At 72.5% G+C, this 22306-nt stretch carries 23 protein-coding genes; 7 read left to right on the forward strand and 16 right to left on the reverse strand.

Annotated features, from left to right (window positions below; translation table 11 throughout):
* Positions 1-255: 255 nt before the first annotated feature.
* Positions 256-612, reverse strand: a complete 357-nt coding sequence (locus ACIQK6_RS01935; RefSeq protein ID WP_266600693.1) for a carboxymuconolactone decarboxylase — start codon at positions 610-612, stop codon at positions 256-258.
* A gap of 307 nt (positions 613-919) precedes the next feature.
* Here ACIQK6_RS01935 and ACIQK6_RS01940 point away from each other — a divergent pair, with 307 nt between their 5' ends.
* Entirely contained in the window at positions 920-1774 is an 855-nt protein-coding gene (locus tag ACIQK6_RS01940; protein ID WP_329105931.1) for an alpha/beta fold hydrolase, read from the forward strand.
* A gap of 15 nt (positions 1775-1789) precedes the next feature.
* Here the strand turns inward: ACIQK6_RS01940 and ACIQK6_RS01945 are convergent, their stop codons facing one another.
* From ACIQK6_RS01945 to ACIQK6_RS01985, 9 genes are all read right to left on the reverse strand, one after another.
* Positions 1790-2002: a hypothetical protein gene (locus ACIQK6_RS01945; protein WP_329105929.1), complete on the reverse strand. Its 213-nt coding sequence runs from the start codon at positions 2000-2002 to the stop codon at positions 1790-1792.
* 7 nt (positions 2003-2009) lie between these two features.
* Positions 2010-3218 (reverse strand): phospholipase D-like domain-containing protein, encoded by a 1209-nt coding sequence (locus ACIQK6_RS01950; RefSeq protein ID WP_329105927.1) that lies wholly within the window; start codon positions 3216-3218, stop codon positions 2010-2012.
* Between the two features lie 279 nt (positions 3219-3497).
* Positions 3498-3965, reverse strand: coding sequence for an ATP-binding protein (locus ACIQK6_RS01955; protein WP_329105925.1), 468 nt, complete (start codon positions 3963-3965; stop codon positions 3498-3500).
* Between the two features lie 26 nt (positions 3966-3991).
* Positions 3992-4363 carry an STAS domain-containing protein gene (locus ACIQK6_RS01960; RefSeq protein ID WP_329105923.1) on the reverse strand — a complete coding sequence of 124 codons (372 nt, stop codon included), beginning with the start codon at positions 4361-4363 and terminating at the stop codon, positions 3992-3994.
* A gap of 83 nt (positions 4364-4446) precedes the next feature.
* Entirely contained in the window at positions 4447-4905 is a 459-nt protein-coding gene (locus ACIQK6_RS01965; RefSeq protein WP_329105921.1) for a response regulator, read from the reverse strand.
* Positions 4902-6614 carry an ATP-binding protein gene (locus ACIQK6_RS01970; protein ID WP_402694114.1) on the reverse strand — a complete coding sequence of 571 codons (1713 nt, stop codon included), beginning with the start codon at positions 6612-6614 and terminating at the stop codon, positions 4902-4904. The genes ACIQK6_RS01965 and ACIQK6_RS01970 overlap by 4 nt, the downstream gene beginning before the upstream one ends.
* A complete protein-coding gene (locus tag ACIQK6_RS01975) occupies positions 6611-7903 on the reverse strand; it encodes a PP2C family protein-serine/threonine phosphatase (protein WP_402694115.1) in 1293 nt (430 codons plus the stop codon). Before ACIQK6_RS01975 ends, ACIQK6_RS01970 begins: the two co-directional genes overlap by 4 nt.
* A 219-nt stretch (positions 7904-8122) precedes the next feature.
* Positions 8123-8665 (reverse strand): MarR family winged helix-turn-helix transcriptional regulator, encoded by a 543-nt coding sequence (locus ACIQK6_RS01980; RefSeq protein ID WP_402694116.1) that lies wholly within the window; start codon positions 8663-8665, stop codon positions 8123-8125.
* A gap of 43 nt (positions 8666-8708) precedes the next feature.
* On the reverse strand, positions 8709-9923 hold the full coding sequence (locus ACIQK6_RS01985) for a PP2C family protein-serine/threonine phosphatase (protein ID WP_329105911.1): 1215 nt from the start codon (positions 9921-9923) through the stop codon (positions 8709-8711).
* A gap of 101 nt (positions 9924-10024) precedes the next feature.
* Here ACIQK6_RS01985 and ACIQK6_RS01990 point away from each other — a divergent pair, with 101 nt between their 5' ends.
* Positions 10025-10528 carry a MarR family winged helix-turn-helix transcriptional regulator gene (locus ACIQK6_RS01990; protein WP_402694117.1) on the forward strand — a complete coding sequence of 168 codons (504 nt, stop codon included), beginning with the start codon at positions 10025-10027 and terminating at the stop codon, positions 10526-10528.
* 16 nt (positions 10529-10544) lie between these two features.
* Here ACIQK6_RS01990 and ACIQK6_RS01995 read toward each other — a convergent pair whose 3' ends face one another.
* Positions 10545-11462 (reverse strand): LysR family transcriptional regulator, encoded by a 918-nt coding sequence (locus ACIQK6_RS01995; protein ID WP_402694118.1) that lies wholly within the window; start codon positions 11460-11462, stop codon positions 10545-10547.
* 72 nt (positions 11463-11534) lie between these two features.
* On the opposite strand from ACIQK6_RS01995, the gene ACIQK6_RS02000 reads away from it, so the two are divergent.
* Positions 11535-13136 carry an aminotransferase class I/II-fold pyridoxal phosphate-dependent enzyme gene (locus ACIQK6_RS02000; protein ID WP_402694119.1) on the forward strand — a complete coding sequence of 534 codons (1602 nt, stop codon included), beginning with the start codon at positions 11535-11537 and terminating at the stop codon, positions 13134-13136.
* A gap of 60 nt (positions 13137-13196) precedes the next feature.
* Here ACIQK6_RS02000 and ACIQK6_RS02005 read toward each other — a convergent pair whose 3' ends face one another.
* The 3 genes from ACIQK6_RS02005 to ACIQK6_RS02015 form a co-directional block, all read right to left on the reverse strand.
* Positions 13197-13499, reverse strand: coding sequence for an SHOCT domain-containing protein (locus ACIQK6_RS02005; RefSeq protein ID WP_329108217.1), 303 nt, complete (start codon positions 13497-13499; stop codon positions 13197-13199).
* 28 nt (positions 13500-13527) lie between these two features.
* Positions 13528-14001: a DUF6325 family protein gene (locus tag ACIQK6_RS02010; RefSeq protein ID WP_402694120.1), complete on the reverse strand. Its 474-nt coding sequence runs from the start codon at positions 13999-14001 to the stop codon at positions 13528-13530.
* A gap of 148 nt (positions 14002-14149) precedes the next feature.
* Positions 14150-14800, reverse strand: a complete 651-nt coding sequence (locus ACIQK6_RS02015; RefSeq protein ID WP_329108215.1) for a GAP family protein — start codon at positions 14798-14800, stop codon at positions 14150-14152.
* A 177-nt stretch (positions 14801-14977) separates the two neighbouring features.
* Between ACIQK6_RS02015 and ACIQK6_RS02020 the strand changes: the two genes are divergently transcribed.
* The 3 genes from ACIQK6_RS02020 (at position 14978) to ACIQK6_RS02030 (ending at position 19133) form a co-directional block, all read left to right on the forward strand.
* Positions 14978-15874, forward strand: a complete 897-nt coding sequence (locus tag ACIQK6_RS02020; protein WP_402694121.1) for a YhjD/YihY/BrkB family envelope integrity protein — start codon at positions 14978-14980, stop codon at positions 15872-15874.
* 85 nt (positions 15875-15959) lie between these two features.
* Entirely contained in the window at positions 15960-17399 is a 1440-nt protein-coding gene (locus tag ACIQK6_RS02025) for a DUF2252 domain-containing protein (protein ID WP_402694122.1), read from the forward strand.
* Positions 17400-17486: 87 nt separating this feature from the next.
* On the forward strand, positions 17487-19133 hold the full coding sequence (locus ACIQK6_RS02030; protein ID WP_329105897.1) for an MFS transporter: 1647 nt from the start codon (positions 17487-17489) through the stop codon (positions 19131-19133).
* Here ACIQK6_RS02030 and ACIQK6_RS02035 read toward each other — a convergent pair.
* Positions 19128-20432, reverse strand: a complete 1305-nt coding sequence (locus ACIQK6_RS02035; protein WP_402694123.1) for a hypothetical protein — start codon at positions 20430-20432, stop codon at positions 19128-19130. The genes ACIQK6_RS02030 and ACIQK6_RS02035 overlap by 6 nt on opposite strands.
* 202 nt (positions 20433-20634) lie before the next feature.
* Positions 20635-21222 (reverse strand): helix-turn-helix domain-containing protein, encoded by a 588-nt coding sequence (locus ACIQK6_RS02040; RefSeq protein ID WP_402694124.1) that lies wholly within the window; start codon positions 21220-21222, stop codon positions 20635-20637.
* Between the two features lie 58 nt (positions 21223-21280).
* Between ACIQK6_RS02040 and ACIQK6_RS02045 the strand changes: the two genes are divergently transcribed.
* Complete coding sequence (locus tag ACIQK6_RS02045) at positions 21281-22291, forward strand: alpha/beta hydrolase family protein (RefSeq protein WP_402694125.1); 1011 nt, start codon at positions 21281-21283, stop codon at positions 22289-22291.
* Positions 22292-22306: the final 15 nt, after the last annotated feature.

Here is a 22306-nt window from a genome sequence, read left to right on the forward strand (position 1 = left end):
CTCCGGGTCGACGGGGTCGATCCCGCTCAGACTCGCCCGGGCCCGCGCGGCGGGCGAGCCGGGTACGGCCGTCCGGAGGATCCGGCGGTCCCGGGGGCAGCACGCCGTGCCGGCTGCCGGCGCGTCCGTGTGTGCCCGTAGGACGGCGAAGGCCGATGCGCAACTCGCGGATTTCCCGCCCGACCGGCGCGCCTGCCGGCTCCCGACGCCGGGCCGGGCAGGCGCGGCAGGCGCGCAGGTCAGGTCGGGAACGGATCAGGACTTGTGGCGGCTCTCTTCCTCGGCGGCGGCCATGGCTTCGGCTTCGCTCTCGAGCATGGCTATGGCGACGCCGAACGCCTGGGCTATATGGCCCGCGGCCGACATGACGCGCGCGGTGCCCACGACGGGGGCGATCGCGACGAGCACGTCCTGCAGCTGCTCGACGGTGAAGTCGGCCTTGACCGCGGGGCTGATGTGCGCCAAGTAGGAGATGGCCGGGGCGTCCATGGCGACGAGGGCGGCGATGCGGGTGGTGATGAGCGTCTTCTCGTCCATGCTGCAGTGCTCGATGGAGTCGATGGTCATCGCGGCGAGCGTGTCGAGAACGGGAGCGTCAGACCTGGTGGCCATGTCGGAACCGCCTTTCGGTGCTGAACTGAGCCGGACGCACCGACCCCGACCGCGGGACCGGGGGCGTGTCGGCGGGTTGCCGTTTCAGGGTAGGCGTCCCCCGGAGCCCGCGCCCGTTGGGCCGTCCGGGCGCACACCGGCCGCCCGGGCGGTGCGCCGACCGGCCTCCCGAACGCATGCGCGGGCGCTCGGTACGCAACGCTGCGGGCGGGCCGGTGGGCGTCTTCCCGTCCGCGGCGGCAGGGGCTTCGACCTGAGCGAGCCCTCCCCCACGTGGGCATCATGGGACCGGCGAGGAGGAGCGACGATGGCTCAGCGCGTGATCGAGGTGGACGGCATCGAGCTGTGCACCGAGTCCTTCGGCGATCCGTCGGATCCGCCCGTCCTGCTCGTCATGGGCCTGGGGGCTTCGATGCTCTGGTGGGAGGAGGGCTTCTGCCGGATGCTCGCCGCGGGCGGGCGCTTCGTGATCCGTTACGACCACCGCGACACCGGCCGGTCGGTCACCTCCCCGCCCGGCCGCCCCGGGTACACGAGCGCGGACCTGGTCGCCGACGCCGTCCGCGTGCTGCGCGCCCACGAGGTCCCGGCCGCGCACGTCGTGGGCGTCTCGGCGGGAGGGGCGCTCGCGCAGCTGCTGGCGCTCGATCACCCCGACCGCGTCCGGTCGCTCGTCCTGATCAGCACGTCCTGCGCCGTGCCCGGCGGCCCCGTGCTGCCCCCGCCGACCGAGGAGTTCATGCGGTTCGTCTCGGCCGCCCACGTCGACGGGTCGGATGCCGGCGCGGTCGTGGACCACCAGGTCGCCTACGCGCGTCTGCTGGCGGGCGGGCGGCGCCCGTTCGACGAGGCCGCCGCCCGCGACCTCGTACGCCGCGACGTCGAGCGCGCGCACGATTTCGGCGCGGCCCGCCACCATGACGCGCTCACGGACGGCGCGGTCTCGCGGGCCCCCCTGTCCTCGATCGCCGTACCCGCGCTGGTGATCCACGGGACCGCCGACCCGCTGTTCCCGCTCCGACACGGCGAGGCGCTCGCGGAACGGATCCTCGGGGCAAAGCTGTTGGCCCTGGAGGATGCCGGACACGGGGTCGAGCGGGCCGACTGGTCGACGATCGTCACGGCGATCCTCGAACACACCGCCGCGGACCCTCGCGGCTAGGCCGTTCCTTTCAGATCATCGGATCGTCCACGACCACGGCCCGGCTGCCGTCGGAGCGCCGGTTGCCGGGGGGAAGTCACCGTGGAGCAGGGTGCCCGGCAGCCCGCAGGCCGCCAGCTCCTCGATCAGCGCGGGCAGCCGCCCGGCGAGTGCCCGGGCGGCCGCGAGCTCCGCGGCCGTCAGCCGCTGCTCGAGCTGTTCCTCGGGCCCGTCGGCCCCGTGCGACATCGCCGCCTCACAGGAAGCGGCGCAGCGGCCGGACCGAGAGTTCCCGGGCGCGCTGGAGCACGGAGCGGCGGCGCCAGCGTCCCGGAGCGATGCGCGTGCTGGCCCGGAGGTCATCCTCGTAATGCTCGTCCAGGGTGCGGGTGACGGCCGGGTCCATGACGGCCAACATGACCTCCTCGTCGTGGTCGAGGGAGCGGCGGTTGAAGTTCGACGAGCCGATGAGGGAGACCACCCCGTCCATCGTCATGATCTTGGCGTGCATCATCGTCGGCTGGTACTGGTGGATACGCACTCCGGCGGCGGTGAGCGCCTCGTAGTGGTGCTGCCCCGCCAGTTGGCACACCCGCTTGTCGGTGTGCGGGCCGGGCAGCAGGATCTCCACCGTCACGCCCCGCCGGGCGGTGGCGGACAGCAGCTCGACGAAGTAGTCGTCGGGGGCGAAGTACGCGGTCGCCAGGCGCACGCGCTCCTCCGCCGATTCCAGGACGACCCGCATCAGCGTCTGCATGTCTTGCCACCCGAAGGCGGCCGAGCCGCGCACCACCTGGACGACGGCGGAGCCGGCCGGCTCGTGATTCACGAAACGGTCACGGTCGTCGAAGAGTTCGGGATGGCATTCGGCCCAGTTCTGGGCGAACGCCGCCGCGATCCCGTCGACGGCCGGCCCGCGCACCTCGGCATGCGTGTCACGCCACTCGTGCGGGTTGCGGGCGTCGCCGCACCACTCCTCGGCTATGCCGACGCCGCCCGTGAAGGCGGTCCGCTCGTCGACGACGAGGACCTTGCGGTGGCAGCGGTGGTTCTGCTTGAGCGGAGAGAGGAAGGCGGGTCTGCGGAACCATGCGACGTCCACCCCGGCCGTGCTCATCCGGTCCAGCAGGTCCCGCTCGATCAGGCGGCTGCCGAAGCCGTCCAGCAACAGCCGTACGCGCACCCCGTCGCGGGCCCGCTCGGCCAGGGCCTCGGCGAACCGGCGGGCGATGTCGCCCTTCCAGTAGACGAAGGTCATCATGTCGATGGTGTGCCGGGCGGAGGAGATGGCGTCGAGCATCGAGGCGAAGATCTCGTCGCCGTTGCGCAACGGACGTACGGAGTTCCCCTCGGTCGCCGCAATGCCGATGAGGCGTTCCAGACGGCGGCGGATGCGGTGGATCCGCTCCTCGGCCCGGTCGGCGGCATCGGCCGCGGTGGTGACGGTGTCGTCGGTGGTGGTCATGACGTGGCTCCTCGGGTAGGGGGGCCGGGACGTGTCGGCGCCGGACCCGCACGGGGCGGGCGCCTGCTGTGCGGTCCGGGCGGCCGGGGCCCGCCGCCGGCGCGCTGGAGGTGCTGCGCGCCGACCCGGTTGTCCTCGGCGTAGTACTGACACCTGAGCACGACGCGGTCATACGAGTTCCCCCCTCCCACCCCGGCGACCGGTGTCGGGGTGTTCGACGTCCGTATGGCCGAAATCCCGGACCCCAAACCGGTGGGGCCCTCACACCGGCCGGGAGACTCACGGGGAGCGGGGCGCGCCGTCGAGCGGGACGACGACCTCGATGCGTTTGCCGCCGTGCGCCGCAGGGGTGATCCGCACGCTGCGTGCGAGGCGGTGTATCAGCGGCCACCCGTAGCCGCCCTGGCCCGTCGCCGCGCCTGCCGGACGGGAGGGACCGGCAGGACGGGAGGGCGGGGGAGCGGTGCTGACGGCGTCCGTGACGGTGATCCGCAGGCCCGCCCCGCCGGCGCACAGGGAGGCGTCGAAGCCCAGCAGCCCGCCGCCGTGCCGGATGGCGTTCGTGACCAGCTCCGAGGTCACCAGCAGGGCGTCGGTGAGGAGTACCTCCACGTCCACGTCGGCGGTGCCGACCCGCGCGACGGTGGAGGACCTCAGCAGGGCCCGTACGCGGTCGCGCGCCTGCATGGCGGTGCGCGGCGCGCCCGGGCTCGTTCTGATGCCGCTCGTATCGGCGTGGTCCAGCACCGTTCACCTCCTCACGGGAACGCCGTTCACCCCTGTCGGGGCGGGACGGTCATGACCGTGCCCTCGGCCACGCTGGGCGCGGTGGCGAAGGCCAGATCTGCACCGGTGAGCTCCAGCAGCCGGGCCAGACGGCTCGGCACGGTCCCCGCCAGGACCACCGGCCGGTGCAGCGTGGGCTGCAGCATGACGCTGAGCGCGGTCGAGTCCGCGAACGTCACCCCGGCGACGTCCAGAACGAACCGGGCCACACCGGGCGCCGCCGGATCCATGGCGGTCCGCAGATCGGCCACGTTGTCCATGTCGAACTCACCCGCCATCACGATGATGCGTACGTCCCCGTCGGAGCGGGTTTCGACGCGACTGCGTGCCTCGGCGTCGTGTGTGTCCATGCTGCTCATGTCCGTCTTCCCCACTCTTTCCGTTCGCATTCCTGAACCATTGCGTCCTGTCGCCGCCACGGCCACCCGCCCGGCCACCGGCCTCACCGTGCGCGGGGGAGCTTGACCACGGTGACGAAGAAGTCGTCGATCTGCTGGATCGCCCGGATGAACTGGTCGAGGTCCACCGGCTTCGTCACGTAGGCATTGGCGTGCAGCTTGTAGCTGCGCAGGATGTCCTCCTCGGCCGCCGAGGTGGTGAGCACGACCACGGGGATGTGGTTCAGCTCCGGATCCGTCTTGATCCGCTCCAGGACCTGCCGTCCGTCGTACTTCGGCAGGTTCAGGTCGAGCAGGATCAGGTCCGGGCGCGGCGCGTTGGCGTGCTCGCCTCGGCGGTACAGGAAGTCGAGGGCCTCCAAGCCGTCCCGCACGACGTGCAGCACGTTCCCGATCTTGTTGTCCTCGAAGGCCTCTCGGGTCATCAGCTCGTCGCCCGCGTCGTCCTCGACCAGCAGGACTTCGGCGGGGGTGGCCCGGGGCCGGTCTGCGGGAGTGCTCATCGGAGGGTTCCTTCGGTGGGTACGGGAGCGGGCGGCTCGGTGTCGGCGCCGGCGCCGGACACCGCGGCCCCGGCCGCGTCGGGGGTGGCGGTATCGGAGGCGGCGGTGGGTAGGACGGCGACGACGGGCAGGGTGAAGACGATCCGGGTGCCTTCCCGGTGCTCGGTGTCGATCCGGATGCGCCCGCCCGCGTGCTCGACGATCTTCTTGCAGAGCGAGAGGCCGATACCGGTGCCGCCGTAGGTCTCGCGGCCGTGCAGCCGCTGGAAGATGACGAAGACCTTCTCGGCGAACTCGGCCGGTACTCCGATGCCGTTGTCGGTGAGGGTGAAGGTGTGGAATCCCGGCTCCGCGTCGGGGCCGTCGGGGTCGTCGGCCACGGCCACCTCGACGCGCGGAGCGCGGTCGGGCGAGCGGAACTTGACGGCGTTGCCCACCAGGTTCTGCCAGAGCATCGTCAGGAGCGTCGGGTCTCCCACCACGTCCGGGAGCCGCTCGGGCCGGGTGATCTCCGCGCCGCTCTCCTCCACGGCGGCGGACAGGTTGCGCAGCGCCCGGTCCAGGGGGCCGTCCATCGCGACCGTCTCGCGCGCGTCCTGGACCCGGCCGACCCGGGAGAAGGTCAGCAGGTCGTTGATGAGCACCTGCATCCGTTTGGCGCCGTCGACGGCGAAGCCGATGTACTGGGTGCCGCGCTCGTCGAGCTGGTCCCCGTACCGCTTCTCCAGCAGCTGGCAGAAGGAGGCCACCTTGCGCAGCGGCTCCTGCAGGTCGTGCGAGGCCACGTACGCGAACTGCTCCAGCTCCGTATTGGAACGCCGCAGCTCCACCGCCTGTGCGTCCAGTTCGGCGGCTATGCGGTCGAGCCGCTCGGCATTGCGCCGCGACGCCGTCAGTTCGGCCACGGTCCGGTGCCGCATGGCCTCCACCGCCCGGGCCAGGGCACGTAGATCGGAGGGGCCGCGCAGGGGGATCTCCTCCTCGAAGGCCCCGTCGGCGACGCGCCGGGAGGCGGTTCGCACCAGGCCGAGCGGCCGCAGCACGCCCACGTGGAGCAGCACGGCGAGGGCGCAGCCGGCCAGCAGGAAGGCCACGACGATGGCCAGCAGGATGTGGTCGCGCTGCGAACGGGCTTCACCGAAGGTGGTGCGGGCATCGGCCTGGATGCGGTCCAGGTGTGCCTGCTGGGCGGCGATCCGGCGACGGACCTCGTCGAAGCGGTCCTTGCCTGCCTGGAGGAACGGCGGGGCGGAGCCGTTCTCCACGGAGGCGATGGCAGGGGCCGCGAACTGCTCGCGCCAGGTCCGGGCGGCCTCCTGCACGGCCGCGAGGTCCTCGCCCGTGCCGTTGTCGCCCTCGAGGACCGTCGCCAGGTGCTGGGCCGCCGCGGTCTCGTTGGCCAGACCGCGCTCGTACGGCTCCAGCAGCGCGGGCTCGTCGGCCAGCAGGTAGCCGCGGACCCCGGTCTCCTGGTCCAGCAGCGCCGTCTCCAGCCGCAGGGCGTCGCGCTGGGCGGGCAGGATCCCGTCGACGAGCCGGTTTCCGGCCGTGGTGGTGTGGGACAGGAGGGCCGCGCCGAGCGCGCCCGTGCCGACGACCATGAGGGCGAGCACGACGAGCACGCTGGTCAGCCAGGCCTGGAGGCTCGGCCCGTGGCGGTCCGGAGCCCGCCCCCGGGGCGTTTCGCGAGGCTGTGCGGGGGAGGTCACGTGGAGGAGTTCCATTCGAGGTGGAGGACGGCGACGTCGTCGGCCAGGCCGCCCCAGTCCGCGGCGAGGCCCTGCGCCGCCTGGATGAGGGTGTCGACGAACGGTTCCGCGGGCAGGCCGGCGTGCTTGCGGGCGATTTCCAGCAGGCCCGTCTCGTCGAGACGGTCGGAGCCGGGTCCGATGCGCCCTTCGATCAGACCGTCCGTGAAGAGCACCACGGCGCCGCCCGCCTCCACGGCCACCTCGGTGACGGGCCAGCCGGCGCCCCAGCCGGGCAGGATGCCCAGCGCGGGCCCGCCCGGAACGGTGCGCAGCTCCACGCCGGCCGCCGAACGGACCAGGAAACCGGGGTGGCCGGCGCGCTGTACGGAGACGGCGCGGGTGCCTGCCGGACGGGTCAGGGAGACGAGGGTGGCGAAGATCTCGGGGCCCGAGCGTTCCGCCAGCAGGATCCGCTCCAGGAGCCCGAGCAGTTCGGCGCCGCGGGCGCCGGCCATGACGAACGACCGCCACGCGACGCGCAGGCACACGCCGAGCGCCGCCTCGCTGGGACCGTGGCCGGACACGTCGCCGACGACGGCGTGCGTGGCCCCGTCCGGGGTCTGGACGACGTCGTAGAAATCCCCGCCGAGCAGCGTCTGGGCGCGCCCGGGCTGGTAGCGGGCGCAGACGGTGACGGCGTCGGCCGCGTCCTCGAGCAGCAGCGGCGTGGGGAGCAGGCCGCGTTCGAGGCGGGCGTTCTCCTCGGCGCGCAGTTTGCCCGCCTGGAGGGCGACGGCCGCCAGCTCGGTGCGCTTGCGCTGGATCGCGTAGCGGATGGCCCGCATGAAGACGTCGGCCTCGAGGCGTCCCTTGACCAGGTAGTCCTGGGCGCCGGCCGCGACGGCGGTCAGTCCCGCCCCCTCCTCGGACAGGCCCGTCAGGACAACGACCGCGGCCTCGGCGGACACGGCGAGGACCTTCTCCAGCCCGTCCAGGCCCTGGGCGTCGGGCAGGTGCAGGTCCAGCAGGACGCACTCGGGGGCCTCGGCCTCCAGCAGGTGCAGGGCGTCGGCGAGGGAGCGGGCCCGGCCGAGGCGGACCTCGATCCCGCTGTCCTCCACGAGTTCCTCGACGAGCACGGCGTCGCCCTCGTCGTCCTCGATGAGCAGGACGTACGGGGGTAGGCCGTTCCACAGTGCCAGCGAATCGTCCGGTCTCCCGGCGGACTCCTGCCGGGGCTGGACCACCCGCGGCTGCGGCGTGCGGGCGGACGGGGGTTGGGCCCCGAGCCCGGAGAGGCTCACCATGGCGTCTCGTCTGTCCCTTCTCATCTCGCACGGCGGACGCCCGACGGACGCGTGGTTGCGTCGGGTAAGCCTAGAGTGATCATTTGCCGTTCGGCAATATTTTACGAACTCAATGATTCTGTCATCCCGCGGAGGGACCGGGAACCACCCGTGGACCGGGAGCCGCCGACGGGGCTCGCAACCAGCCCCGGACCGGGAGCGGCCGCCGGGGCCCGGACGTCAGGCGCTGTCGGGGACGGAGGCCGGCGTCGACGCGGCGGAGGAGCCGGCGCCCGCGGGCGTGCCGGCACTTGCGGGCGTGCCGGCGACCGGGTACGAGCCCGCGGCGGCCTCCCGGAACGCCTCCAGGCCCGCCACCAGCGCGTCCACCGCCTCGGGCGCCATCCGCCCCAGCACCGCCGACAGCTCGCGCACCCGGATCGCCCGCCGCTCGTCCAGCAGCGCCCGCCCTTGCGGTGTGAGCCGTACCTCCACCTCGCGGCGCCGGGACGGATGGGGTGAGCGGGTCAGCAGCCCCATGGCCTCCAGTCGGTCGCAGAGCCGGGTGACCGACGGCGGACGCGAGCCGAGCACGTCGCCCAGAGTCCGCAGGTTGCCCCCCTCGGCACCCTCCACGGCGAGCAGCGCCCGCAGCTGCGACGGCGATACGGCCGGATCCACACCGTCCTGGCCCCTGGCGTGCAGCACCGCGAGGAGGTCCGCCGCGGCGGCGAGGGCCGCGGCCGGGTCCTCGTACGCGCCGGAGCGGCCGGGACGGGGCATGCCTCCACTGTGCCACCGTCCGGCGCGCTTCGGCCCAGGCCGCCTACCGCGCGCCGCCGCCGGCCTCCGTACCGGACCGGCCGCGCCAGTCGAGGCAGACGACCATCGCGTCGTCGGTGGCGTCCACGTCGCCCCGGTACCCCGGCAGCTCCTTCAGGAGCGCCCGCGGCACCTGCGAGGGCGGCAGCAGCCGCGTGTTCATGATGGCCCGGGTCAGGGCGTGCAGGCCGTACGGCTCGCCCCCGGGGGAAAGGACGTCGTAGACGCCGTCGCTCAGGAAGAACAGCCGGTCCCCGGGCAGCACTTGGAAGCGCTGGGCGGTGTAGACGGTGTCCTCGAACATGCCGAGCGGCAGCTGCGCCTCCAGCCCGACCCGCTCCGCGGTGCCCCCGCGCAGCCGCCAGACCCGGGGCGACCCGGCGTCGATGACCTCGACCTCACCGGTGTCCAGGCCGAAGCGGAGCAGCAGCATCGCCAGGTGCAACCGCCCCTGGTACTGGCCGTACAGGGCCTGGTCCGCCAGGGCCGCCTGATCGGCGAGGTCGAGGCCGGCGCGCCGGGCGTTGCGCAGGGCGCTGACGGCGAGGCTGGTCAGCAGCGCCGCGTCGATGCCCTCGCCCATGCCGTTGTTGACGGTCAGCGTCAGGTGGTCGGCGGAGGCCGACCAGTCGAAGCTGTCGCCGAAGATGGCGTACGCGGGATCCAGTTGGGCCCCGAGGTCGTACTCGGGCCGGGAGCACGAGCGCCCCGGCAGCAGCTGCCACTGCATCTCGGCGGCCAGGGTGAGCCGCTTGGCCCGGCGCGCCTGCAGGAAGAAATCGGTGTCGCGGTCGGCGACGAGGATCTCGTGGGCCAGCGCGTCCGCCACGTCCTGCAGCGGGCCGACCAGCCCACCGACCGGGCGGCCCGCCGGGTAACGGACGCTCAGGACCCCGAGCCGGTCGCCGCGCACGGTCACCGGCAGGTGCACGGTGATCCCGTCCTCCCCGGGTACCACGTGCGCTTCCTGGGCGCCGAACGCCCGGCCCTCGGGACCGTTGTACGCCGACACGGATTCGGCGGTGAACGGCTGCGCCGTGACGGGCTGGAGCCGTGCCGAGGCGTAGTCCGCCATCAGCAGTTCGGCGCCGGCCGCCCCGTGGTCGCGGGTCAGGATGCCCCGGACCTCCTCGAACAGCGCGTGGGGGGCGGCGCCGCGCAGCGCGCGCTCGACGTCCCCGCCACCCCCGACCCCCTCGCCGCGTACGCCTTCAGTCACCGGCCCCGTACCTGTCTCTCTCACAACTGCCAAGATGGGGGACGACGAAGCCGCCGGTCCGCCGGGGAAGGGCTGCGCGTACGTCCGGTAGGGAGTGTCACATGAGTCAGCGGTCGATCGGCTCTCCGCGGCCCGCCGTGTCGGCGGTGGTGGAAATGAGCGAGCTGATCGAGCTGCTGGAGGTGGTATGGGAGCGGGGCCGGGACACGGCCAGCGCGGCGCCCGTCTCCTCCGCGCAGGCCCGGGTGCTGTTCCTCGTCGAGGCGAACGACCAGCTGAACCTCCGCGATCTCGGCATGCTACTGGAGGCGGCCCCGCCGTCCGTTACCCGGCTGTGCGACCGGCTGCAGGCCGTGGGCTTCCTCGAACGGCACCCCGGATCCGACGACCGCCGCGAAGTGCTGCTCGGCCTGACTCCCGCGGGCCGGGCGTATCTGGAACGGCTGCGCGCCCGCAGGCAGGAGGCGCTGGCCGAGGCGATGTCCGCGATGCCGGAAGCCTCCCGGGCCGCCCTGGCGACGGGGCTCGCCGACTTCTGCGCGGCGGTTGCGAAGCCACTGCGGCTGCCGTCCCCGACCCCCTCCTTCAGCACCAGGACGGCCTGAAGCGGGGGGTGCGCGGTCAGGCCGCGGCCCAGCGGTCCGCGATCAGCGCGGCCTGCTCCCGTAGCGCCCCGATCAGTTCCTGGGCGGCGCCGGTCGAGGTGGTCCGCAGTACGGCGACGCTGATTTCCCGGGCGAGATCGGGTCGGGCCAGGGGGCGGACCACCAGGTCGGGCCTGGACTGTCCCAGGGCGAGCCGCGGGACGAGGGCCACGCCCGTTCCCGCGGCGACGAGGCCCTGGACCACCGCGTAGTCGTCGGTGCGCATCACGTGCAGGGGCTCGTACCCCTCTTGGCCGCACGCCCACGCCAGGACGCGGTCGCAGGGGTCGTGCGGGTCGGCGGCGCCCACCCACGCGGTGTCCCGCAGTTCCCCGAGGGACACCTGGTCCTGCGATGCGCAGGGGTGGTCCTCCGGCATGACCAGGAGCAGCGGGTCGGACAACAGCGGGTGCACTTCGAAGTCCTCGTCGAGGTCGAGGCTGTCGCCCGGTTGTGAGAAGACGAGGGCGGCGTCGAGCTCTCTGGCCCGCAACCCGCGCAGCAGGAGGGGGAGCTCGCCTTCGGTGAGCGAGATGTGGACCCCTTGCTGGTGGAGGCGCTTGACCGCGGGGGCCAGCAGCAGGGCGCCCGCCGTGGGGAACGTGCCGATGTGGAGGGTGCGCATGCCGCGCTCGGCGAGGTTGCGCACCTCCAGCTCGGCGTGGCGCAGCCGGTCGAGCACGGCTTCGGCGTGCGGCAGCAGGGCTTCGCCGAGCTCGGTCAGAACGGCGCCGCGCGGTCCGCGCTGGACCAGCCGGGCGTTGAAGTGGGCTTCCAGGGCGGCGAGGTGGTGGGTGATCGTGGGCTGGCTGTAGTGCAGTGCGCGGCCGGCTGCGGCGAGCGAGCCCTCCTGCGCGATGGAGCGCAGCACCTGGAGCTGCCTGACGTCGAGCATATAGACATCGTATGGAGGGGTAACGAAAAGTGCACTGTTCCTCAATGACTGGACGGCTGTCACGCTCCGGGGGTGAACATCAGAACGACCGATCACCGCACCCCCTCGCCCTCCCCCACGTCCGTCCCCACCGCTCCGGTGCCCTCGCCCTTCCGTCCTGGCGTCGGCCAGCTGCGTACCCCGTACGCCGAGGCGGTGCTGGGCCATGCGGGGCGGGACTGGCTGAGGTTGAACGTCCCCGGCCATGCCGCGGCCCCCGGTTCGGACCTCGCCGCCTTCTTCGGCCCCCGGATCACGGCGCTGGACTTCCCGCCGCTGCTCGACGGCATCGACCTCGGCCCGGACTCCCCGCTGGACACGGCTCTGGCGCTGGCTGCCGATGCCTGGGGCGCGCGGCGCACCTGGTTCCTGACGAACGGCGCCTCGCAGGGCAATCAGATCGCCTCGATGGTCGCCCCCGCTCTGGGGCGCACGCTCGTCGTGCAGCGCAGCGTGCACTCCAGCGTGATCGACGGGTTGGTGCTGTCGGGTCTGGACGCCGTCTTCGTCCAGCCGTCCGTCGACCCGGAGCAGGGCATCGCCCACGGTGTGACGGCCGCGGACGTGGCGGCGGCGCTCGAACGGACACCGGACGCGGCCGCCGTGTACATCGTGTCCCCGAGCTACTTCGGCGCGGTGGCCGACGTGCGCGCCGTAGCGGACGCCGCCCACGCCGCAGGGGTACCCCTGATCGTCGACGAGGCGTGGGGATCGCACTTCGGCTTCCACCCGAGCCTCCCCGCCGGCGCCCTCTCCCTGGGCGCCGACCTGGTGACCTCGAGCACGCACAAACTGGCGGGCAGCCTGACGCAGTCGGCGATGCTGCACCTGGCGGAGGGCCCCTTCGCGGACCTGCTCGAACCGCTCGTGGACCGGGCGTTCCGGCTCGTGCAGTCCACCAGCGCGAGCGCGCTGCTGACCGCGTCGCTCGATCTCGCCCGGAGGAACCTGGTCACCGCCGCCGACGCGACGGGCAGCTCGGTCGCGGCCGCGGACCGGGTGCGCGGCGCCGTGCGCGCGCTGGGCCGCTTCACGGTGGTGAGCGACGGGTTCCACGCCTTCCCCGACATCGTCCGGGCCGACCCGCTGCGCGTCGCGATCGACACCCGCGCCGGCGGGATCACGGGCCACGAGGCCAGGCGCCGGCTCTTCCGGGACCATCAGGTCATGGTCGAAGTGGCGACCGACGCGGCGATCGTCGCCGTGATCGGCGCGGGTTGCGTCCCCGACACGGACCGTTTCGTGGAAGCGCTGCACACCCTGCCCTCGCCGCTCACCAACGACTCGGCCGGCGCCGCCGCCGCCGGCGGCGGCGGCGGCGGCGGCGGCGGCGGCGGCGGCGGCGGCGGCGGCGGCGGCGGCGGCGTGCTGCAGCTGCCGGCTCCCGGTGGCACGAAGCTCACCGCCCGCGGGGCCTTCCTGAGCCCGGCCGTGGTCGTGCCTGCGGAAGAGGCCGTCGGACGGATCTCGGCGGACACCCTGGCGGCGTACCCGCCGGGCATCCCCAACGTCCTGCCGGGCGAAGTCATCACCGCCGAGGCCGTCCGGTTCCTCCAACGGACCGCGGCCGCGCCGAACGGCCACGTCCGCGGCGCGCTCGACGCGGGCGTGACGCGCCTGCGCTTCGTCGCCTGAGACGCCGGGCGCGCCAGGTGTTGCACGCGGCGCCCCCTCACGCTCCGGCGCCCGGGCCGTCTAGCCGAGCAGTCGGCGCTTCTGCTCGGCGAACTCCGTTTCGGTCAGCACGCCCTGTTCCTTGAGGGTGCTGAGCTGCTTCAGTTGCTCGATCTTGGCGGTCATGTCGTCGGCGGGCGGTGCCGCGGCGGGCGGCGGGGGCGGCGGTGCGGCCGCCTGCTGCTGGGCCTCCATCTGGGCCTGCTGCTGGGCGTCCTGTTGCGCCCAGCGGCCGCCCTGGCGGCGGGACACGCGGTTGGACACGGCGGTGGCGGTGCCCGCGATGACGGCGGTGCGGGCGACCCCGCGAAGGAGTCCGGGCATGGTACTCATCTCCAGGCTGTGGGGGGCTTCACTCTCCGGCGGGCGGTTCCTCCAGGGCGTCCAGCGACGCCAGCAGGGCCTGCACGGGAATCCGTCCGGCGGCCACGAGCTGTGCTCCGCCGCGCCGCAGGGCACGGGCGAAGGGCGCCGCCCAGGTGTTCTCGTACACGATGACCCCGGCCGAGCTCCCGGGTTCCAGGGCGGCGGCGGCCTCCTGGATGTCTTCGCCGTCGAGCAGGCCGGACGACGCTCCTTCGAACACGGTGAGGTCGACCTCGCCACCGAGGTCCTGGAGCTCCAGCGCGGTCACCGTGCCGTCCTCTTCCTTGCGGATGAAGGCGAAGTCGAAGATGCGGATGATGCCCCGGTCGACGAGGTCGACGAGGATCGGGAGCCCCTCGCCCGTCATACGGTTGCCCGGGAACTCGACCACGATGTAGTCGACCGGGCCGAGTTCGTCGATGTCGCCGAAATCGGCTCGCGGCTCGGTCTCGCTGCTCATGGCAGCTCCTGTCGGAGAGGGGGGAAAGGTCTTTTCATTCCAGCACGCTGCCCGCTCCCCCGCACGTCTGGCCGCTCCCGCGCACCACCGTCCGGTCCCGCCGACCGGTCAGCCGGTCAGCCGGTCAGCCGGTCAGCCGGTCAGCCGGTCAGCCGGTCAGCTCGTAGATGCTCTGAGCCGTCAGCCACAGGCCGAGCAGCAGGCACACGAACACGATGGCCTCGTCCTTGTGGCCCTCCATCCACGCGCGCATCCGCAGCAGCCGGGCCTGGGCGGCCTCCGGGGCGAACACCATGTAGAGCTCCGCGGCCAGCAGGCTGGAGCTGGCGAGCAGGCAGAAGCCGAACAGTGCGATGAAGGTCGTCGCGTGCGAGGTGTCGGCTTCGATCACCGTCGTCGCACCCGCCGCGACCATGCCCCACGGCTGGATGAGTACGGCCAGGCCCGCCGCGGCCCACACCGAGCCGACGTCCACATGGGAGGGCTTCGGGGCGGCGTCCCGGGCGGCCTTCCCCTTCCTGCGGCGGTAGCGGCGCACCCCGTAGAACACCAGTCCCACCCCGATGGCCAGCTTGAGCGCGAGCGCCGCGACTCCGGGCGGGGAGCGGGGCGACGGAGGCTGGCCGCCGGTCAGCGCCAGCACGATCGCGATCACCGCGATGAGGTTGGCCAGCCACGCCAGGATGAAGGCCAGCCCCTTCCACACGCCTCTGGGCGAGGACACCACGAGGATGAACGCCATCATGGGCAGCGGGTAGAGGGCGATGGCCAACGCGATGAGCATGAGGTCGAGGACCATGGCGCCCCAATCGTGCGACGACATACGACACTACGCACCGCAGCGCGCTCCGACACCTTTTGCCCATCGAGATGCCGCCCCGGTCCGCCTCCACCAACCTGGACCAAGAAGAAGGAGGCCCGCCATGACGACGACCCGGCAGCCGCCGTCCGTGCCGCACGCCGCTGCGGGCCGCTGATGTGGTCGGAGCGCAAGGCACGGTGGCGCGAGCGCTCCCGGGAGCTCGCCGCGGCCGCCAAACGGACGCAGGCGCGGGCCGAGACCCGGTTTCCCGTGATCACCCATGTCACGGAGCGCATGGTCGGCGTGAACATCTTCGACTCCGCCACCCGGCTGGCCGCCCAGTGCTTCCTGACGGCCGTGCCCCTGCTCTTCGTCGTCGCCTCGTTCGCCCCGGAGGGGGTGCGCGACCAGTTGGTCTCCTCCGTCCGCACGATGTTCGGGCTCACCGGGCAGGCGAGCGATCAGCTGAGCGCCGTGTTCGACGGCTCCGGCGAGGAGGACATCCGCAACGCCGTGGGCGCGGTCGGCGCCGTGATCGTGCTGCTGTCGGCGACCGCGGTGAGCCGTGCCATGCAACGGCTGTGCAAGCGTGCCTGGCAGATCCCGCGGGGCGGGACACGGGTCGCGATCTGGCGCTGGTTCGCCTGGATCCTCGCCTGGATGGTCCTGCTGATCTTCCAGGGGCCGGTCCGTGACGGCTTCGGACTCGGCCTGTGGCTCGGGATCCCCCTCACGCTCCTCCTCCAGACGGTGGCGTGGTGGTGGAGCCAGCACCTGCTGCTGGGCGGGGTGATCCGCTGGCCCCCGCTGCTGCCCGGCGCGCTCATCACGGCCGCCGCCGTGACCGCGCTGTCGCTGGGCGCGCGCTTCTACATGCCGAACGCCCTCAACCGGGCGCTCGCCACCTACGGGTCGACCGGCTCGGTGTTCGTCATCCTGTCGTGGCTGATCGTGCTCTGCGTGGCGGTCGCCATCGGCATCACCCTGGGCGCCGCGCTCGCGCAGGAGCCTTACATGGCCCGGCGGCTGGGCAGCCCGGCGCCGAGCGGCCTGCGGCAGGAGAGTTCCTGAGGGACCGTACGGGCGCCCGCGGGGCAGCGGTGTCGGGTGGGTGCCATGCTGGGGGCAGGGGTCCTGGTGGCCGGGAGGTCCGACGATGACGATGCGCGACACGACGGCGACCGCGGCCCCGACCGCGACGGACGGCGGTCCCGGGCTCTCGGCCAAGGACCGTGCCGTGAACGGCCGGGCCGCCCGGGCGGCGACCCCGCGATCCGCCCACGGGGACTTCGAGCCGGCTCCCGACCGGGCGGACCCGATGGACGTCATCGAGCGCCAGTCCGCCACCCGGCTGCAGGAGCTGGTGCCGATCCGCTACGGCCGGATGGCGGAATCGCCGTTCCGTTTCTACCGTGGTGCCGCCGCGATCATGGCCGGTGACCTGGCCGGCACACCCGACTCGGGTATCCGGGCCCAGTTGTGCGGCGACGCGCACATGCTGAACTTCCGGCTGCTCGGCTCCCCGGAACGGAACCTGCTGTTCGACATCAACGACTTCGACGAGACGCTGCCCGGGCCCTGGGAGTGGGACGTCAAGCGGCTGGCGACCAGCCTGGTCATCGCGGGGCGCGAGAACGGCTTCTCCGACAGCGAGCGCGCGTCGATCGTGACGTCGGCGGTGCGCAGCTACCGCGAGCAGATGCGCGCCTTCGCCGGGATGCGCACCCTCGACGTCTGGTACGCGCGGGTGGACGAGACTCACCTCCAGGCGATGGCGGAGGGCTCGCTCCACACCCGCGGCCGCAAGAACGTGTCCGAGGCACTGAGCAAGGCGCGCGGGCGCGACAGCCTGCAGGCGTTCGAGAAGCTGACCGAGGTGGTCGACGGCCGGCGCCGTTTCGCCGCCGTACCGCAGCTGATTACACCGGCGTCCGAACTGCTGCCGGGTCAGGAGCAGGATTCGGTCGAGGAGCAGATCCGGGAGGTCGTCGGACGGTACAAGCTCAGTCTCCAGTCGGACCGCAAGCACTTGCTGCAGCAGTACTCGATCGTCGACATGGCCCGCAAGGTGGTGGGCGTCGGCAGCGTCGGCACGCGCTGCTGGGTCGTCCTGCTGCTGGGCCGCGACGGCGACGACCCGCTGATCCTGCAGGCCAAGGAGGCCGGTGACTCGGTGCTCGCCGCGTACGCGGGTCCCAGCGAGTACGCCACCGGGGGCGAGCGGGTCGTGGCCGGCCAGCGGCTGATGCAGGCCGCGAGCGACATCTTCCTCGGCTGGCAGCAGACGCACGGGCTCGACGGCCTCGAACGGAGTTTCTACGTACGTCAGCTGCGCGACTGGAAGGGAATCGCCGAACCCGCCCGGATGGTGCCGCGCGGCATGCGGGTCTTCGCCGGTTTGTGCGGCGTGACGCTCGCGCGGGCGCACGCCCGGTCCGGCGACCGGATCGCCATCGCGGCGTACCTGGGCCGTAGCGGTGCGTTCGACCAGGCGCTCGTGCGGTTCGCGGAGAGCTACGCCGACCTCAACGAGCGCGATCACCAGCGTCTGGTGGACGCCATCGCGTCCGGGCGGGTGACCGCCGTCGCGGCCTGAGCCGGACCGGGCCGGCGCTTCGGCCAGTCGGCTGACACGGCGGGCGGGGTGCCCGGCCGCCTCCCGCGGCCGTGGCACTCTGCGCGCATGACAGCGGCGCAGGCGGACCCGGCCGGGACGGCGGGGAACGCGGGTAACACGAAGCTCATCCTGCTGACCCTCGCGGCCGGGCAGTTCCTGATGGCCCTGGACAGCTCGGTGATGAACGTCTCGATCGCCACGGTGGCGGAGGACGTCGGCACCACGGTGAGCGGTATGCAGGGCGCGATCACGGCCTACACGCTGGTGATGGCGATGCTCATGATCAGCGGTGGCAAGGTCGGCGCGCTCATCGGCCGCAAGCGGGCGTTCATGATCGGCTGCGTGATCTACGGACTCGGGTCCCTGACGACCTCGCTCGCCCCGAACCTCACGGTCCTGCTGTTGGGCTGGTCGTTCCTGGAGGGTGTGGGAGCGGCGCTGATCCTGCCGGCGATCGTGGCGCTCGTCGCCTCGAACTTCGACAAGGCCCAACGGCCCGCCGCCTACGGCCTGGTCGCGGCGGCGGCAGCGGTGGCGATCGCCGTGGGACCGCTCATCGGTGGATTCGCGACCACCTTCTTCTCCTGGCGCTGGGTGTTCGCCGGGGAGGTCGTGATGGTCCTCGTCATCCTGCTGCTGGCCCGTCGGATCGCCGACGCGCCCCCCGAGCACCGGCCGCGGATCGACGTGTTCGGTGCGGTGCTGTCCGCGGCGGGCATCGGGCTGTTCGTCTTCGGCATCCTGCGGACCAGCGAATGGGGCTGGTTCCGGCCCAAGGCCCAGGGCCCCTCGTGGTTCGGCGTCTCCCCCGTCGTCTGGCTGGTGCTGGCCGGGCTGATGCTGGTCTGGCTGTTCTTCCGTTGGGAAGCGCGCCTGGTGTCGCGGGGCGGCGAGCCGCTCGTCGACCCGGAGCTGCTGAAGAACCGCCAGCTCTCCGGCGGGCTGACGATGTTCCTCTTCCAGTACCTCGTGCAGATGGGCGTGTTCTTCGTCGTCCCGCTCTACCTGTCGGTGGCGCTCGGCCTGTCCGCCCTCCACACGGGCGCGCTGATCCTTCCGCTCTCCATCACGCTGCTGGCCGCCGCGATCGGGGTCCCCAAGTTCAGCCCGAAGGCCTCGCCCCGGCGCGTCGTGCGGTGGGGGATCCTGGCGATGTTCGCCGGCGCCGTCATCCTCATGGCCGCCCTCACCCCGGATTCCGGCGCGGGGGTCGTCACCGTGCCGATGCTGCTCATCGGGCTCGGGATCGGGCTGCTCGCCTCACAGCTCGGAGCCGTCACCGTGTCGGCCGTACCGGACGAGAAGAGCGCCGAGGTCGGCGGCATCCAGAACACCGTCACCAACCTCGGCGCCTCGATCGGCACCGCCCTCGCCGGGTCGATCATGATCGCCGTGCTGACGAGTTCGTTCCTCACCAGCATCGAGCAGAATCCGGCGGTCCCGGCCGACGTGAAGGCCCAGGCGCACACCGCCCTCGCCGGCAGTGCCCCGTTCCTGTCGGACGAGCAGCTCGGTGAAGCCCTCGAAGCGGCGGGCACCGACCCGGTGGTGGCCCAGGCGGCGCTCGACGCGAACGAGGAGGCGCGGATCGAGGGACTGCGGGCCGCGCTCGCCCTCCTCGCCCTGGCGGCCCTGCTCGCCCTCTTCTTCACCCAGCGCATCCCGGCGGCCCAGCCCGCCGCCGCGCGCGGCCCGGCCGACGCCCCGTCATGACGGGTGCGGACTCGGGGTCGCCTCCTCGGCGGGGGCGGACGTGTCCTCGGCGAGGAAGTCCGTGACCGCGAGCGCGAAGAGCAGGGCGAGGGCGAGTCCCACGACCACCCAGCCGGTGGGATAGGACCACAGGACGTAGACGATGACGGCGATGGCGACCAGGCCCCAGGTGAACCAGGAGCGGTGGCGCCGGATGAACGGGCCGACCGGGCCAGTACGCAGACCCAGCCGGTCGGCGGTGGCACGTGTGGCGACGATTCCGGAGTGCCAGATCTGGCGGGCCGCCGTGGCGTACTTGCCGGGGCCGGAAAGCCAGGCGGCGAGGGCGATCACGATGCCGAGGACCACGACCATCCGGATCGTCGTGCGCAGGAGCCGGATCATCGCGTCGTAGACGGAGCCGGCCGCGGCCTGGGAGACGGTGTCCGGGAGCGCGTTGAGGTAGACGGTGCGGAAAACGGTCAGCCCGAGGCCGAGGACGGCGACGGAGAACGCGACCGCGAGGGCCGCGGTGACCAGGATGCGGCGCCGGTGGGCGGAGAGCAGGACGCCGGCCGCGACGAGCAGGACGGCGATGATCGGCAGCCACACACCGAGGATCTGGAGGAGCCGGAAGCCTGTCTTGACCCGGCCGATGTCATTGGACTGTACGACGGTGAAGTCGGTGTGGATCTCGGGGATCTTGGCCGCGACGCCCATGCCGGCGTCCACGAGCCGTGTCTTCACCTGTTCGATCACCGGGGCGAGGTCGATGGTCACCGCGTCGTTCTTGATCTCCACGGCGCCGTCGCCGCTGCCGGTCAGGGCTTTGACGAGGGAGGTGTGGATCGTGCGGTTGGCGTTGGTCCAGATCGTCTCGAACTGATCGGAGGCGATGACGTCCTGGGCCTTCTCCTTCACGAAGCTGCTGACCGCACCCTCCAGCGAGCTGCCTAGCTTGCCCAGCGCCTTCTGGAGCAGCGGCCGTTGGTCGGGAGCCACGTCCTCCAGCAGGGTTTCGAGGTCGAGGTGCTCCATCAGGGCGGCGGTGACCCGGTTCGCAGCGGCCGCCTGGACGTCCGGGTCGGAAGCGAGGGGGGCGACCGTGGCGACGTAGCGGTCGGTGTTCCCCACGATGCTGGACGTCCAGGACGCGACGATGCCGAGGGGGGCCAGCACGCAGCCGATGATGATCAGGAGGGCGGACAGCAGCGACTTCATCCGGTGCTTCGGTGGAGTCCGCTGTGCGGCCTCCGATTCCAGGGCGGCGACCCTGGCCCGCAGTGCCGCGAGTTCGCCCGCGCTCTCGTCACCCTGCATGGCTGACCTCCTACGGGGTCGGGAGCCGTGGATCCCGGAGGATCGGTGGATGACGCCGTACCTGCGTCGGAGCAGACGGTGGCGGCTCCCCGTTGCCCCACAGCCTGCCCCTGCGCGCCAGGAGCGGCATCCGCAGTTCGGCCGTACGAATGAACGCGGCGGGCGACATGAACGCGGTGGGCGACGCGGCACGGCGACTCGGCTACAGGGTTCCGGGCTCCGGTCCTTCCGCGGCAGTGCCGTCGGCGCCGGTCCCGGCCGGCGGCGCTTCCACGGGGAAGAGGATCGGGCTGATCAGGTACTGCGTGCGGACGGGTGACGGCTCGTTGGCCAGGTGGGGGGCGATCGCCTTCCGCATCCCGTCGATCATCCCGCGCAGTTCCCCGGGGCTGAGCCAGACCGCGTGCTGCCGGTAGCCGACCGAGTCGGCCACCGGGTCGGCGGTGTCGCGGTCGAGATACCCGGTGAATTCGGCCGCCAGGACCGCCAGAGCGGCGGCGAACGCGCTGCGGTGGTCGTCCGGCGAGAGCGAAGCCACGACCTCCTCATTGATCCCGGCGCGGTCGCGGCGCAGCCGGTAGCGGCGCTCGACCGCGCCGCGCACGCGTCGCTCCCCGGCGACTTCGAGGATCCCGCCGGCTGCGAGGAGGTCGACGTGCCGGTAGACCGTGGCCTTCGAGACGTCCCGAATGCGGTCGCACAGCTCGCCGGTGGTCAGCTCCCTGCCTCCGCACATCGCATGAACCACGCGCAACCGCACCGGATGAGCCAAGAGTCCGAAAGCATCCATGCCGTAATGATCTCATAACATGCTACCGTTCGCATCAATTGCGAAAGATTGTGATGGGATGCCAGACGGCGCTGCGACACAGTCCACGACCGGCCCGGAACTCACTTGGACGCCACCGCCCTATGCCGAGCCCGGCCGCTTCGACGAACACGACGTCACCCTCGGCACCGGCCCGCTCGCGGTGTCGGGCACGATGAGTGTCCCCCGCGATCGGGCTCCCGGCCCCGGTGTGGTGCTGCTCGCCGGCGGCGGGCCGTTCGACCGCGACGAGAGCATCGGGCCGAACAAGCCGTTCAAGGACCTGGCCTGGGGGCTCGCCAGCCGCGGGGCGACGGTGCTGCGCTTCGACAAGGCGACCTTCGCCCACCGCGATGCGGCCGCGGCAGCGAACCTGACGATGACGCAGGAATACGTGCCGCACGCCGTGGACGCGGTCGACCTGCTCCGCAGCCACCGCTCGGTGGACCCCGAGCGGATCTTCGTCCTCGGCCACAGCATGGGCGGCAAGGCCGCCCCCGCCGTCGCCGCCGCCGCACCCTCGGTGGCGGGCCTGGTGATCATGGCTGGTGACACGCAGCCGATGCACCACGCCGCTGTCCGCGTCGCCGGCCACCTCGCCACCCTGCTCCCCGACCAGGTCCCACCCGCGGTCGTCGAGACCTTCCGGCGGCAGGCCGCCCTGGTCGACAGCGCGGAGCTCACGCCCTCGACCCCCTCGGCGGATCTGCCGTTCGGCCTGTCCGCGGCGTACTGGCTCGAACTGCGCGACTACGACCCGGTCGCGATCGCGGCCGGACTCGGCAAGCCGATGCTCATCCTCCAGGGAGGACGCGACTACCAGGTCACCGTCGCCGACGACCTGGTGCGATGGCGGACGGGCCTGGCCGGCCGCCCGGAGGTCGACATCCGTGTCCACGAAGCCGACGACCACCTGTTCTTCCCCGGCTCGGGACCGTCCACCCCGGTGGAATACGCGACTCCGCAGCATGTCGACCCTGCGGTCATCGCCGACATCGCCCACTGGCTGAGCCACGGCAATACCGAAGGATTTTCCTCGACCCCCAATTGACGGGGGGAGACGCCC

The sequence above is a fragment of the Streptomyces sp. NPDC091682 genome, from assembly GCF_044756625.1.
In the GTDB taxonomy this organism is placed as follows: domain Bacteria; phylum Actinomycetota; class Actinomycetes; order Streptomycetales; family Streptomycetaceae; genus Streptomyces.